We start from the raw sequence: 14,534 nt of genomic DNA, 5'->3' as shown, positions 1-14,534 counted from the left end.
ACGAGGAGGATATCCACCATGGCTAAGGAAAAGTTTGAAAGAAATAAGCCGCATATTAACATCGGCACCATCGGCCACGTTGACCACGGCAAGACCACGCTGACCGCGGCTATCACCAAGGTTCTGGCTCTCGCGGGCGACGCGGAGTATCAGGCCTATGACGCGATCGATAAGGCGCCGGAAGAGAAAGAGCGCGGCATCACGATCAATACCGCTCACGTTGAGTACCAGACCGACAAGCGCCACTACGCGCACGTCGACTGCCCGGGCCACGCTGACTACGTTAAGAACATGATCACCGGCGCTGCTCAGATGGACGGTGCTATTCTGGTTGTTTCTTCTGCTGACGGCCCGATGCCCCAGACCCGCGAGCACATCCTGCTTGCCCGTCAGGTTGGCGTTCCCTATATCGTTGTATTCATGAACAAGGTCGATCAGGTCGACGACGAGGAGCTGCTCGATCTCGTAGAGATGGAGATTCGCGAACTGCTGTCCTCCTACGACTTCCCGGGCGACGACGTGCCGGTTATCCGCGGCACCGCGCTGGGCGTGCTGGAGTCCGACTCCAAGGATCCGAACGCTCCGGAGTACAAGTGCATCCGCGAGCTGATGGACGCTGTTGACGAGTATATCCCGACCCCCGAGCGCAAGGCGGACCTGCCGTTCATCATGCCTGTCGAGGACGTATTCTCCATCACCGGCCGTGGTACCGTTGCTACCGGCCGTGTTGAGCGCGGTCAGCTGAAGCTGAGCGAAGAAGTTGAGATCGTTGGTCTCATGGAAGCGCCCCGCAAGACCGTTGTTACCGGTATCGAAATGTTCCGCAAGCTGCTGGACTACGCTGAGGCTGGCGACAACATCGGCGCTCTGCTTCGCGGCATCCAGAAGACCGACATCGAGCGCGGTCAGGTTCTGGCTAAGCCGGGCTCCATCCACCCGCACACCAAGTTCCGCGGTCAGGTTTACGTTCTGAAGAAGGAAGAGGGCGGCCGTCACACCCCGTTCTTCAATAACTACCGCCCGCAGTTCTACTTCCGTACCACCGACGTTACTGGCGTTATCGCTCTGCCGGAAGGCGTTGAGATGTGCATGCCCGGCGACAACGTTGAAATGGACGTTGAGCTGATCACCCCCATCGCTATCGAGGAAGGCCTCCGCTTCGCTATCCGCGAAGGCGGCCGTACCGTTGGCTCCGGCGTTGTTATCAAGATCAACGAGTAATTTTAAGCTGCTTTGCAGTTTGAAAAACCGTTATTTATAACGCTTTTCAAGAGTGCCCGAACATTTTGTTCGGGCACTCTTTTGCCTGTCAAAGAACTCCCTCGCGCCGCAGCGCGCATAAAATAGGATTTTGCCGCTTGCGGCAAAATTCATAAAAACCGGGAGCGTGTATCTCGGTTTTTATACAAGCCGACTTCAAGTGTGCCTGTAAGGCGCGCGCAGAAGCCGGAATTTTCGATCGAAATGGGGCTTTGTTTCGATCGACAGACTGTCAAAAAACTATTTTTGACAGTCTGAAGAGTGCCCGAACATTTTGTTCGGGCACTCTTTTGCCTGTTTTTGAAGTTTTTGCATGTGTGAAAACCTGTTTTGCGCGGGAGAATAAGTGCAAAAGGAGGTTTTGCACATGGAAAAGAAAGAGGTTTCTCAAAAACAACTGGATTCGGCCAAGAAAAATATAGAGTGGATGGAGCTTTCCAAGCCGAGCGTGGCCGCGCGCGACACACAGGGCGGCGCGCCGACGGCGGACGAAGCGTTCCCGACCGGCAAGGCGCTCAGCCCGCATGACCGCGATTGCGGACACGCGCATCCGATCAGCGGGACCAACAGCGACGACCTGCGCGATTGGTGCGGCGAGCACGAGCTTTAAGCAGCGCCGACTTGTAGGGGCTGCGGCGAAACGCCAAACGTCGCGGCCCCTGTTTTTGCTTTCCCTTGGCGGCAAGCAAAGGTCTGCATGCGCGGCGCTGTGATTTACTTTTTCCCCATGCTGTGATAAAATAAAATAAGTATCGGAACCCGTGGCGACGGGCGCGCATAGCCTGAATGCAGGAGGGGAACACCATGTCTGTTTTCTGGCAAACCGTGCTCGCCGTTTTTGCCGCTGTCGGGTTTTATACGGTGCTGCATACCGTGTATGAGCTTGTGTTCATGCGCGTGCTGCGTCAACGCGGCAGCGCGGAGCTGACGCTCTATGGCGATGGCTGCGACGCCTCGTCCGAGCAGCTCATTCGCGTTGCGCTGCATATGCGCAGGCAGTACCTGCCCGGTCTGTCCATCACCTTTGTCGAGATCGGCAACGGGCAAGGGCAGAATATCGCTAAGCATATGGCGGTGCGGCAGGACATCATGTATCTGGACTAATAAAGCCAAGGATTGGGGAAAGCGCAAGTGGACGAGAGAGAGTACGTAATGATACGCGGCACGGTGCAGCAGATCGTTTTCTACAATGCGGAAAACGGCTATGCCGTGCTGCGTCTCCTGTCCGAGGATGGGGGCGAGGTGACCGCGACCGGCACCTTTCCCAATATCGGACTGGGGGAACAGGTGATTCTGACCGGCTTTTGGGTCACGCATCCGTCCTATGGGGAACAGTTTTCCACCGAGGCGTTTGAACGCCGCCTGCCTTCGTCGGTGCGCGGTATCGCGGAGTATCTCGGCTCCGGCCTGATACGCGGCGTGGGTCAACGGCTCGCCGCGCGCATTGCCGAAAAGTTTGGAGAGGATACCTTTGATATCCTGATGGCCGAACCCGAGCGGTTGACCGAGCTGCGCGGCATCACCGAACGCAAGGCGAAAGAGATCGGCCGCCAGTTCACGGAACAGAGCGAAATGCGGCTGCTGATGGATTTTCTAAACGAGCATGCGCTGCCGCTCTCGCTGACCGCGCTGCTTTATAAGCGCCTCGGCGCAAGCGCGATCGACGCGCTGTGTGAAAACCCCTATCTGCTGTGCGACGCTTATTACGAGATTGATTTTAAACTGGCCGATGCGCTGGCGTTTAATCTGGGTCTGTCCATGCTATCCGAGGAACGGGCGGACGCGGGCGTGATTTATACGCTTTCTTTTAATTTGGATAACGGCCATACGTTTATTCCCGTGGAAAAGCTGGTGGGCGCGGTGTGCGCCCTGCTCAGCGAGGATGATGTGGTATTCGACGAAAACCGCGCGCTGGAAAGCATCGACCGGCTGGCCGACGGAGGCAAGCTTGTGCGGGAGTTCATCGCCGGGCGGGACGCGGTTTACCTGCGTACCATGCATGAAGCCGAGGCCTATTTGGCCGAAGCGCTGTGCCATATGGCGGAACGCAACTTTGAATATGATTTTGATGTGGACGAGCTGCTAACCGCATTGGAGCTGGACAGCGCGTTTCCGTTTTCGGAAAACCAAAAACAGGCGATCGCGAAAGCGGCAAAAAACGGCCTTGTCATTCTGACCGGCGGCCCCGGCACCGGTAAAACGACCACGGTGCGCGGCATTCTGGAGGTTTTTGAGGCGCTCGGTCTTAATACGCTGCTGGCCGCGCCTACCGGGCGCGCCGCCAAGCGCTTATCCGAATTGACCGGGATGGAGGCCAAGACCATACACCGCTTGTTGGAAGCGGGCTACGCCGCGGGCGGCCGGCTGGCCTTTCAGCGCAGTATGACCAATCCGCTCGAATGCGACGCGGTCATTTTGGACGAGGTATCCATGGTCGATATCTCGCTGATGCAGGCGCTGATCGAAGCGCTGCCCTATGGCGCGCGATTAATCCTCGTAGGCGACGCGGACCAGCTGCCACCCGTTGGGCCGGGCAACTTTCTGCGGGACCTGATCGGTTCGCACTGCGTGCCGACGATCGAGCTGACCGAGATATTCCGACAGGCGCAAAAGTCCGATATTGTAATGAACGCGCATGCGGTCAATGCGGGGCAGATGCCGAGGGCGTCTGCGGCCGATGGAGACTTTTTTATCATGAAGCGCTCGGACCCGGCGGCCGTCATAGAAACGATCGCGCAGCTCTGCGTCAAGCGATTACCCGAGCACTATGGATTTGCCCCTTCGCAGATTCAGGTATTGTCGCCCGCCAGACGGCAAGGGAGCGGCACGGCGCCGCTCAACGCTCGCTTGCAGGAGGCGCTTAACCCGCCAAGCGCGGACAAGGCGGAAAAGCGCTTTGGCGAAACCGTGTTCCGCGAAGGCGACCGCGTGATGCAGGTGCGCAACAATTATGATATCGTATGGGAAAAAAGCGGCGAGGAAGAAGCGGGCACCGGTATCTTTAACGGGGATGTGGGCGAGCTCGTCAGGATCTATCCGCAGCAGGAATGCCTGATCGTCCGCTTTGACGATAAGCTGGCTACATATACGTTTGACATGCTGAACGAATTGGAACTGGCCTATGCCGTAACGGTGCACAAGGCGCAGGGCAGCGAATTTGACGCGGTGGTGCTGGCTCTGTCCAGCGGCATCCCGCGCCGTTTGCTCACGCGCAATATTTTGTATACCGCGATCACGCGCGCCAAGCGGCTGCTGGTCATTGTCGGCAGCGGCGAGACCATTACCTACATGGTGGATAATAACCAGAAGGGCAGGCGTTACAGCGCGCTCAAGGTGCGGCTGCGCGACAAGTGGCAGCCGGGGACGGAAAAAACGGAAAATTCGGGGTAAATGGGTGCAAATTGATAATAAATTTGCAAATAGCCTTGAAAAGCATGACCTGCTTGGGTTATAATGTAATGAATGAAAATTTGGCTTAAAGGTAAGGATGAATAGATATGGGCTCTTTTTTAGAAACGCTGGCTAAAAAATTCTCGCTGTTTTCAAGCGATATCGGGATTGACCTCGGCACCGCAACCGTGCTGGTCTATGTCAAGGGCAAGGGCGTTGTGCTGAACGAGCCCTCTGTTGTGGCGGTGGACAAGGCTTCGGGTAAAATACTGTCCGTCGGCGCGGACGCGCAGAAGATGCTGGGCCGTACGCCGGGCAATATCGTCGCGATCCGTCCGCTGCGCGAAGGCGTCATTTCAGACTATGAGATGACCGAGCGCATGATCAAGGAATTTATCCGCAAGGTACAGGGCTTCCGTCTGTTTAAGCCCAATCTGGTGATCTGCGTGCCTTCGGTCATTACCGAAGTGGAAGAGCGCGCCGTGATCGACGCGGGCACGCAGGCGGGCGCTAAGCGCGTGTTTTTGGTGGAAGAACCGGTGGCTGCCGCGATTGGCGCGGGCATCGATATCGCCAAGCCCAACGGTAACATGGTCGTCGATATCGGCGGCGGCACAACCGATGTGGCGGTCATTTCCCTTGGCGGCATCGTGGAATCGACCTCGATCAAAATCGCGGGCGATAAGTTTGATGAAGCCATCGTCAAGTACGTGCGCCGCAAGCACAACGCGCTGATCGGCGACCGCACGGCGGAAGCGATTAAGAAGGGCATCGGCTGTGTCTATCCCCGCACCGAGGAAGTCACGATGGAGGTCAAGGGCCGCTGCCTGATGACCGGTCTGCCGCGCACCTTTTCGGTCAACTCGACCGAGATCCTCGACGCGTTGGAAGAGGTCAGCGCCGCCATTATCGAAGCGATCCACTGGGTTATCGAGCGCACGCCGCCCGAACTGACCGGCGATATCTCCACCAACGGCATCGTGATGACGGGCGGCGGCTCGCTGATTTGGGGCTTTGACAAGCTGGTCGCCTCCAAGACCGGCATCCCGACCCATATCGCGGACGAAGCGATCTCCTGTGTCGCGTACGGCACGGGCAACTGTCTGGAAAACCTGCAAGCCATGCAGGATGGCACCATGAATCTTTCCCGCCGGCGGCAGATGATGCAGTGACCGAGCAGGAAAAATACATGAAGGCCGCGCTGCGTCTGGCGCAGAAGGCGGCGGAGGAAGGCGAGGTGCCGGTCGGCGCCGTCGTGGTGCGCGATGGTAAGATCGTCGGCCGCGGGCGCAACCGGCGCGAGACCAAAAAGAACGCCCTGCACCATGCAGAGATCGAGGCTATCGGCAAGGCATGCAAAAAGCTTGGCGGCTGGCGGCTGCATCAATGCGATCTGTACGTAACGCTGGAACCCTGCCCGATGTGCGCGGGGGCCATTATCAACGCCCGCATCCGCACCGTTATTTACGGGGCTAGCGATCCAAAGGCCGGCTCCTGCGGCACGCTGGTCGATCTGTTTGCGCTGCCCTATAACCATAAGCCCGCCGTGGTCGGCGGCGTCATGGAGGAGGCCTGCGCGGGTCTCCTCACGGCATTCTTTAAAAAGCTTCGCGAAAAGAGGGGAAGGGGCGCGAAAAACGCCTCAAAAACAAACTAAGGGGTATTGTATGCAAAGAGAAAGACTGGGCTCGCGGCTGGGGTTCATCCTGCTGTCGGCGGGCTGCGCGATCGGTATCGGCAACGTGTGGAAATTTCCATATATGGCGGGACAGTACGGCGGGGGCGCATTCGTACTGTTTTACATCTTCTTTTTGATTATTCTCGGCCTGCCCATCATGACGATGGAGTTCGCCGTTGGCCGCGCGAGCCAGAAAAGTCCGGTAGCGGCGTATCAGGCGCTGGAAAAGCCGGGGCAGAAATGGCATATCCACGGCTATCTCGCGATGATCGGCAACTATTTGCTGATGATGTTTTACACCACCGTCGCGGGCTGGATGCTGCATTATTTTTATTTGACCGCGTCGGGACGTTTTGTCGGCGCGTCGCCCGATCAGGTGGCGGGCACCTTTACCGAAATGCTCTCGCAGCCGCTCGTCATGGGCGGCTGGATGGTGCTGGTCGTGCTCATCGGCTTTGGCATTTGCTCGTTCGGCCTGCAAAACGGTCTGGAGCGCGTGACCAAGGTGATGATGATCGCGCTGCTCGCGATCATGGTCGTGCTCGCGGTCAACAGCATCATGATGGATGGCGCGTCCGAGGGCCTTTCCTTCTACCTAAAGCCTGATTTTGCCCGCATGGCGGAGGTCGGCGTTGGCGCGACCATCGTCGGTGCGATGAACCAGTCGTTCTTCACGCTTTCGCTTGGCATCGGCGCGATGGCGATCTTCGGCAGCTATATCGGCAAGGGCCGCGCCTTGATGGGCGAGGCGGTCAGCGTCGGTATTTTGGATACCTTTGTGGCCATCACGGCGGGCCTGATCATTTTCCCGGCCTGCTTTTCCTTCGGCGTGCCGTCGGACAGCGGACCGAGCCTGATTTTCATCACTCTGCCCAATATCTTTAATAATATTCCGCTTGGCCGCCTGTGGGGCAGCCTGTTCTTCGTCTTTATGGCGTTCGCGGCGTTTTCCACTGTGCTCGCCGTGTTTGAGAACATTCTCTCCTGCGGTATGGACCTGACCGGCGCGAGCCGAAAAAAGGTTGCGGCGGTAAACATCGTGCTGATGATCCTGCTGTCGCTGCCGTGCGTGCTGGGCTACAACCTGTGGAGCGGCTTCCAGCCGTTCGGCGCGGGGTCCGCCGTGCTCGATTTAGAGGATTTTCTCGTATCCAACCTGTGGCTGCCCATCGGCTCGCTCGTTTACCTTCTGTTCTGTACCAGCCGCTACGGCTGGGGCTGGAAGAAGTTTAAAGAGGAAGCCAACGAAGGCGGCGGCATCAAGGTGCAGGACTGGATGCGCATCTATGTCAGCTATATTCTTCCGGTCATTGTGTTGATCATCTTTGCGCTTGGGATAAAAGATAAGTTCTTTGCTTAAAACACTTGAAAAATGCGGTGCAATAGGATATAATAATTTCTGTTGCACCCCATCTTTGCCGGTGTGATGGAATTGGTAGACGTAGTGGACTCAAAATCCACCGCTGGCGACAGCGTACCGGTTCGAGTCCGGTCACCGGCACCACTCAGAAACACCCCTTATGGCACGAAGCCCCGCCGCAATACGGCGAGACTTCTAAGCCGGACGGGGTGTTTCTTCGTTGTCGGAGCAGACCCGCTGCGCTGGGCTCTGCTCCGAGTAGGACGAAAGAACGGGACACCCCTTATGGCACGAAGCCCCGCCGCAATGCAGCGAGACTTCTAAGCCGGACGGGGTGTTTCTTCGTTATCGGAGCAGACCCGCTGCGCTGGGCGCTGCTCCGAGGAGGACAAAGGAACGGGACACCCCTTATGGCACGAAGTCCCGCCGCAATACGGCGAGACTTCTAAGCCGGACGGGGTGTTTCTTCGCTATCGGAGCAGACCCGCGAAGCGGAACAAAATAACGCCGGAAGTCATATACTGCAAAACGGGAAATGTATAGGTGGAAGGGAGAACGATAGATGAACTGGAAGCTGCGGCTGAGGAACCCGGTGGTTTGGGTTCAGATCACGCTGGGCGCGTTTGCGACGGCGTTGGCCTATGGCGGCTTGACCGCCGCCAGCATGGTGACTTGGGCGGATGTATGGAATGTTGTCGTCGGCGCCGCGAAAAGCCCTTATTGCCTGTTTGTGATCGTATCGAATATTTGGAACGCGCTGAACGATCCAACGACTCCCGGTATGGCGGATTGCCGTAGGGTGATGGAACTGGAGCGGCCGCAGGCGCGGAGCTGAGCGTGGCGGATACTGTTTCTATGACCTGTTTGGAATAAAAGGCGCGGATATCGTGGCGGTATCCGCGCCTCTTTCTTTGAATCACCACCATTGTTCTTGACGCTTTACGTGCAATCAGGTATGATTAAAGTGAAAATGTTGTTTTTCGCATGTGCGAAAGAGAAAGGTTGGGGCAAATTGGGGATTCAGAATGACGCGGCGCAGGCCGAACGCCGGGAGGCGGCGAAGGCCCTAGCAAGCCGATTGATGCACATGCACTACTGCGACGGTAACTCGACCGGCGTGGCCGCTTATTTTGCCCCGCAGTTCACTTGGCTGGGCGCCGGCGAGGATCAATACCTTGTGGGACGAGAAGCTGCGCTGGATATCTTCACCCGATTTGAAGGCGCGATCCCAAAGTGCGATATCTGGGACGAGGAATATGATGTGATCGAACCGTCGCCGGGATTGTATGTGGTATCCGGCCGCATGTGGGTGGCTACCGCGCCCGATGTGGGAATGTACCTAAAGGTGCACCAGCGGGTGACGATCGTTTTACAGCAAACAGACGGAGGCCTGCGCTGCGCGCATATTCATTGCTCCAACCCGTACGAGGATCTGGTCGAAGAAGAGCTGTTTCCGGAGAAGATCGGCAAACAATCCTACGAATATGTGCAGGAACGTCTCAAAGCGCTGGAAGCGCAGGCGCTACAGCAAAACCGGCAGATGGATGTGGTGCTGTCATCCGTTGCGGGCGGCCTCAAGATCAGTCGGGATGATGCTACCTATTCCTTTGCCTTTGTCAGCGAGGAAGCCGCCGCATTGTTCGGCTACACGGTGGAGGAGTTCATGGCCGTTACGGGCGGTACCGCGGTGGGGGCCGTTTATCCGCCCGATTTGGAGCAGGCCCTCGCGGATTGCGAAGAAGCGTTTCGGGACGGCGGTCTTGCCTATGCCACGCGCTATCGGGTCCGCTGCAAGGACGGCAGCCTAAAATGGGTGCTGGATAGCGGCAAGAAAGCGCGTGACGCAAACGGGCATTGGATGGTCAACAGCCTGTATCTGGATGTGACCCGCGCGGAAGAGGACGCACAGCGCCTGCGGGAACAGACGCAGCTGTTAACCAGCATTTACGATACGGTGCCCTGCGGCATCATCCGCTTTGTCCGCCGCGCGGACGGCACTTACGAGCTGATCTCGCTCAACCGGGCGGCGCTGTCCCTCTTAGGCTATGAAAACCAAGAGGCGGGGGTTCGCGACTGGCACGACGGCGTGCTGGGCACGGTGCTGTCGGAGGATCAGGCCATGCTGCGCGATACCTATTTGCTTCTGCGGGAGCTGGGCGACCGACAGGACCGGTCCTACCGCGCGCTGTTGCGCGACGGAACGCTCCGCTGGCTGGACGGCACCAATATGGTGGTAGATCGTACGCCGGAGGGCGATCTGGTGATCCAGCGCACGCTGATCGATATCACGGAGCGTAAGACGCTGCAGCAGCAGCTCGAACAGGAGCAGGAGATGTACCGCGTGGCGATGGAATCCAGCCGCGACGCCATGTTTGAGTACCTGATGGATTCGGATACCTTCATCAGCTATGAACCAAAGCCGGGGCAGGGGGTGGAGCGCCGGGCGCTGCGCGACTACTCGAAGCTTTTGCTGGACGAACGCTTTATGCACCCGGAGGACGCGCCGCTGGTGCGCGACAATATCTGCAACGGCCGGGCCGGTATCTTTGAGGTTCGCGTGGTCACGCCGCACTCGGCGCCCGGCGCCTATCGCTGGCATCGGATCAGCAGCCGGCTGATCGAGCATGACGGAAGGCCCTGCCGTGTGGTGGGCACGATCCGCAATATCCACAGCATGAAGGAAACGCTTTCGGAAAGCAGCGAGCGCTTGCATATGAGCCAATCAGCCCTACAAGCGATCAGCGGCGTTTATATCAGTATATTTTACGTGAACCTATCCGAGGATCAATACTATGCGGTACGCCTGCCGCAGGCGCGGGACAGCCTGTCCTTCCCGCGCGCAGGCTGTTATTCCAAAGATCTTTGCACCTACCTTTTACCCTATGTCGAAGAGGGTTCGCGCGCCGAGGTGGGCCGCGCTTGCGACCGGCAGCGGCTGCTGGACGAAGTCTCGCGCGCGGGAGGACACACCGAGGTGGAGTTCCGGCAGGTGCAGGAGGACGGGGCAGGGGTCTCGTGGCTGCGGTTGGAGGTCCACCCCGTATCGATGGAGAACGCGGAGACCAAAACCGCTATCGTCACGCTGCGCAACATAACCGGAGAGAAGCAGCAGGCGCTGGAACGGCAAGCGGAAGAGAAAATGGCCAAGCAGGCGCTGGAAGAAGCGTACGAGGGCGCGCAGCGCGCGGGCCGCGCCAAATCCGAGTTTTTGTCCCGCATGAGCCACGATATCCGCACGCCGATGAACGCGATCATTGGCATGGCTTCCATTGCGGAAAAACAGCTGGAGGACCACGAGAAGACCGCCGATTGCCTGAACAAGATCCTGATTTCCGGCAAGCACCTGTTGGGGCTGATCAACGAGGTGCTGGATATGTCGAAGATCGAATCCGGCAACATCAGTTTGGACGAAAGCACCTTTATGCTGGACGATACGCTGCACACGGTCGCGCAGATCGTCCGGCCGGATGTGGAGCGTAAGCACCAGCTATTTGAGACCCATGGCATGGTGCGCAGCAACGCGGTTTGCGGGGACGCCATGCGCGTGCAGCAGATCCTGATCAACCTGCTCTCCAACGCGGTTAAATACACCGGCGAGGGCGGCCGCATCTCCCTGTCGGTCGAGGAAAAACTGTCCGGCGAACGAGGGGTGGGCTGCTTTGAGTTTATCGTCGAGGACAATGGCATCGGTATTCCGCCGGCGTTTATCGACAAGCTGTTCACACCGTTCGAGCGGGCGGCCGATACCCGGGTGAGCGAGGTACAGGGCACCGGTCTGGGCCTTGCCATCACGCATAATTTGGTGCAGATGATGAGCGGCACCATTCGGGTGGAAAGCCGGCTGGAAGAGGGAACGCGCTTTATCGTTACCTTGTTTCTCAAGCTGGCGGAGAAGGAAGCGGCATCCGAGCCGTCCTGCGACGGGAATGATGCGTGTGAAACGGCTTTCGCGCCGGACACCCGCATCCTCTTGGTGGAGGATAACGAACTCAACCGCGAGATCGCGCAGGAGCTTCTGGGCATGTCGGGGCTGCAAATCGTATGCGCGGCCAATGGGAGGCAGGCGGTGGAACGCTTTTCCGCCGCCCCGCCCAACACCTACGCGCTGATCCTGATGGATATACAGATGCCCGTGATGGATGGCTATGAAGCCACCCGGGCGATCCGCGCCATGGCCGCAGCGGGCCGGCCGGACGGGGGGAGTATTCCCATTATCGCCCTGACTGCGAACGCTTTTGCGGACGACGCGTACCGCGCGCGGCAGGCGGGCATGAACGAGCACGTGACCAAGCCGCTTGAGATCGACCGGCTGATGGAGACCCTGCACCGCTGGATCGATTGACCGGCAAGCGCAAGAATCAAACGGGCGGATCGGCGCTTTCGGGCCGATCCGCCCGTTTTCATGTATTTATCGGAAACGAGCGGCGACTTCGGCTTGCTTCTTTGACCTAAATGAGGTACAATATACATTAAGTATAGATTATGCTGCGGCGCGGGTAACCGGGGCGGACACGTACGTTAAATATTGTGCTGTTTTTCGTGCGGGTGATGTATTCGTGCGCGTTTATGTAAAAATGTCTATATAAAAGGGCGGTGACGGGCGGTTGAAGCGGTTCTTAAAGGTGGGCCTAATCAGTTTATTCCTATCGCTCATCCTGCTCGGCAGTATCACGGTGAGCGCCATCGTGCGGATGCAGTCGAACGGCAGGCTGATCAACTACGTCGGTATCGTTCGCGGCGCGACGCAGCGGCTGATCAAGCTGGAACTGATGGGCCAGCCGAATGACGATACGCTGGAATATCTGGACAATATCTTGCGCGAGCTGAACGGAGCGCAGGGCGAATACGGCCTGCCGACGCCGGACGACGCCGCTTACCAGCAAAACCTCGCCAAGCTCAGCGCAATGTGGGACGAGGTAAAACGAGAAATCTATGCGCACCGCAGTGGCGCGGCGACCCACGAGGAGCTGCTGACCCTGAGCGAAGCATATTTTGATCAGGCGAACGATACGGTATTCGCAGCCGAGGCGTATTCAGCCAGAATGACGCGGCAGCTGATGATCATCTGCGTTGGGATGCTGCTGGTCATGTTGGTCACGTGGGCGTTTATTTTCTGGGCTTCCTCGCAAAAGCTGCTGACGCTGGAAAACACCAACCGCAAATTGAGCGACTTGACCCGCCGCGACACGCTGACGGGCGTATATGTGCTCAGTGCGTTCAAGGAACGAGCGCAGCAGTTGATTGACAGCGAAAAATTGGTAAAATACGCGATCGTCTATACCGATTTCGCGGATTTTAAATACATAAACGATGTGTTCGGCTATGCCTACGGCGACAGCGTGCTGTCGCGGTACAGCGAAATGCTTTTGGCCGAGCTGGACGAGAGGGAACTGTGCGGTCGCGTGTCGGCGGATAATTTTGTACTGCTGCTGCATTATCAAAATAAGGAAGAGGTCGCCGTCAGACAGCGCCGCGTCGACCATCTGATCACCGAGTTTATGCACGCCTCGAACTATCGCCAGTCGCTGCCGACTTGCTGCGGCATTTGCTGCATCGAAGACGTGGTCGAAAAGCTGACCATCGACGGTCTGCTTGATCGCGCGAATTTTGCGCGCAAAACGGTTAAAAACGGTACCAACCATAATTATGTGTACTACAACGAAAGCATCCGGCAGCGTCTGCGGGAAGAGAAGAACATAGAAAACCGTATGCTGGAAGCGCTGGAACGCCGCGAGTTTACGGTTCATTACCAGCCCAAGGTCGATTTAAAGACTAGACGGGTGGGGTGCGCGGAAGCGCTGGTGCGCTGGCGGACGGAGGATGGCGGTATCATCCCGCCCGATCGCTTCATCCCGGTATTCGAGCAAAAGTTCATGATCGACCAGCTGGACCGCTATGTGCTGGAAGACGTGTGCCGCAGCCTGCGCCGCATGATGGACGAAGGCAAGCCTGTGTGCCCGGTTTCGGTGAATGTTTCGCGCATTCAGTTTTATGACCAAAACTTTGTACGGCGCTATGTGGAGATCCGGGACAAGTACCGCATCCCGCCCGCGCTGCTGGAAATTGAATTTACCGAATCGATCGTATTTGATAACGCCGGGCTGATGCTGAACATCGTGCAGGATTTGAAGGCGCACGGCTTTTCCTGCTCGATCGATGATTTTGGCAAGGGCTATTCCTCGCTGAGCCTGCTCAAGGACCTGCCGGTGGATGTGGTCAAGATAGACAGCTTTTTCTTCACCGACGGCGCCGACCACACGCGTGATCTGGCGCTGGTGCAGGGTATCGTGGAGCTGCTGCAAAAGTTCCATATCCACACCGTGGCGGAGGGCATCGAGGAAATGGATCAGGTCAAATATCTAACGGAGATCGGCTGCGATTATGTGCAGGGCTATGTATTTTACCGCCCCATGCCGCAGCCGGAGTTTGAGAGCCTGCTGATAAAAGAAAGCAAGGAGAATCACGCACAATGACGATAAAAGAATGTTATGAAAGCATGGGCGCGGATTACGAGGACGTGCGCCGCCGCCTGATGAGCGATGACCGGATCGCCCGTTTTCTCCGTATGTTTAAGGGAGATTTGAGCTTTGCAACCCTGACGGACGCCATGCAGAGCGGCAACGCGGAAGAAGCGTTCCGCGCCGCCCACTCGCTGAAGGGCATTTGCATGAACCTGTCGCTGACAAAGCTGCAGAACGCTGCCGCGGCGCTTACCGAGGCGCTGCGCGGGGGCTTGATCACACCCGATGCGGAGACCCTTTACGACCGGGCGAAGGAGACCTATGAAGAAACGATCCGGTGCATTGCATGCTGCGTGAACGCCTGACGGTCAGAAAGAGAGAGCAC

At 57.7% G+C, this 14,534-nt stretch carries 11 protein-coding genes and 1 tRNA gene; all 12 read left to right on the top strand.

Annotation, left to right across the window (positions count from 1 at the left end):
• Positions 1 to 18 precede the first annotated feature (18 nt).
• The 12 genes from tuf (at position 19) to RWV98_RS12375 (ending at position 14,514) form a co-directional block, all read left to right on the top strand.
• Complete coding sequence (tuf, locus tag RWV98_RS12430) at positions 19 to 1,221, top strand: elongation factor Tu (protein ID WP_280962388.1); 1,203 nt, start codon at positions 19 to 21, stop codon at positions 1,219 to 1,221.
• 406 nt (positions 1,222 to 1,627) lie between these two features.
• On the top strand, positions 1,628 to 1,870 hold the full coding sequence (locus RWV98_RS12425) for a hypothetical protein (protein WP_280962387.1): 243 nt from the start codon (positions 1,628 to 1,630) through the stop codon (positions 1,868 to 1,870).
• Positions 1,871 to 2,064: 194 nt separating this feature from the next.
• Positions 2,065 to 2,364 carry a hypothetical protein gene (locus RWV98_RS12420; RefSeq protein ID WP_280962386.1) on the top strand — a complete coding sequence of 100 codons (300 nt, stop codon included), beginning with the start codon at positions 2,065 to 2,067 and terminating at the stop codon, positions 2,362 to 2,364.
• Between the two features lie 27 nt (positions 2,365 to 2,391).
• Complete coding sequence (gene recD2 / locus RWV98_RS12415; protein WP_317861101.1) at positions 2,392 to 4,650, top strand: SF1B family DNA helicase RecD2; 2,259 nt, start codon at positions 2,392 to 2,394, stop codon at positions 4,648 to 4,650.
• 107 nt (positions 4,651 to 4,757) lie between these two features.
• Complete coding sequence (locus RWV98_RS12410) at positions 4,758 to 5,822, top strand: rod shape-determining protein (protein WP_305147452.1); 1,065 nt, start codon at positions 4,758 to 4,760, stop codon at positions 5,820 to 5,822.
• Positions 5,819 to 6,307 carry a tRNA adenosine(34) deaminase TadA gene (tadA, locus tag RWV98_RS12405; RefSeq protein WP_280962384.1) on the top strand — a complete coding sequence of 163 codons (489 nt, stop codon included), beginning with the start codon at positions 5,819 to 5,821 and terminating at the stop codon, positions 6,305 to 6,307. The genes RWV98_RS12410 and tadA overlap by 4 nt, the downstream gene beginning before the upstream one ends.
• Positions 6,308 to 6,317: 10 nt before the next feature.
• Positions 6,318 to 7,688 (top strand): sodium-dependent transporter, encoded by a 1,371-nt coding sequence (locus tag RWV98_RS12400; RefSeq protein WP_280962383.1) that lies wholly within the window; start codon positions 6,318 to 6,320, stop codon positions 7,686 to 7,688.
• Positions 7,689 to 7,745: 57 nt separating this feature from the next.
• Positions 7,746 to 7,832, top strand: a tRNA-Leu gene (locus RWV98_RS12395).
• Between the two features lie 418 nt (positions 7,833 to 8,250).
• Positions 8,251 to 8,523, top strand: a complete 273-nt coding sequence (locus RWV98_RS12390) for a phage holin (protein WP_317861096.1) — start codon at positions 8,251 to 8,253, stop codon at positions 8,521 to 8,523.
• A gap of 177 nt (positions 8,524 to 8,700) precedes the next feature.
• Positions 8,701 to 12,030, top strand: a complete 3,330-nt coding sequence (locus RWV98_RS12385; protein WP_317861094.1) for an ATP-binding protein — start codon at positions 8,701 to 8,703, stop codon at positions 12,028 to 12,030.
• A 262-nt stretch (positions 12,031 to 12,292) separates the two neighbouring features.
• Entirely contained in the window at positions 12,293 to 14,161 is a 1,869-nt protein-coding gene (locus tag RWV98_RS12380) for a putative bifunctional diguanylate cyclase/phosphodiesterase (protein ID WP_317861092.1), read from the top strand.
• Positions 14,158 to 14,514, top strand: coding sequence for an Hpt domain-containing protein (locus tag RWV98_RS12375; protein ID WP_280960869.1), 357 nt, complete (start codon positions 14,158 to 14,160; stop codon positions 14,512 to 14,514). Before RWV98_RS12380 ends, RWV98_RS12375 begins: the two co-directional genes overlap by 4 nt.
• The last annotated feature ends 20 nt before the right edge of the window (positions 14,515 to 14,534 follow it).

The sequence above is a fragment of the Agathobaculum sp. NTUH-O15-33 genome (genome assembly GCF_033193315.1).
Lineage (GTDB): Bacteria > Bacillota > Clostridia > Oscillospirales > Butyricicoccaceae > Agathobaculum > Agathobaculum faecihominis_A.
This window is presented reverse-complemented; position numbering and strand designations above follow the sequence as displayed.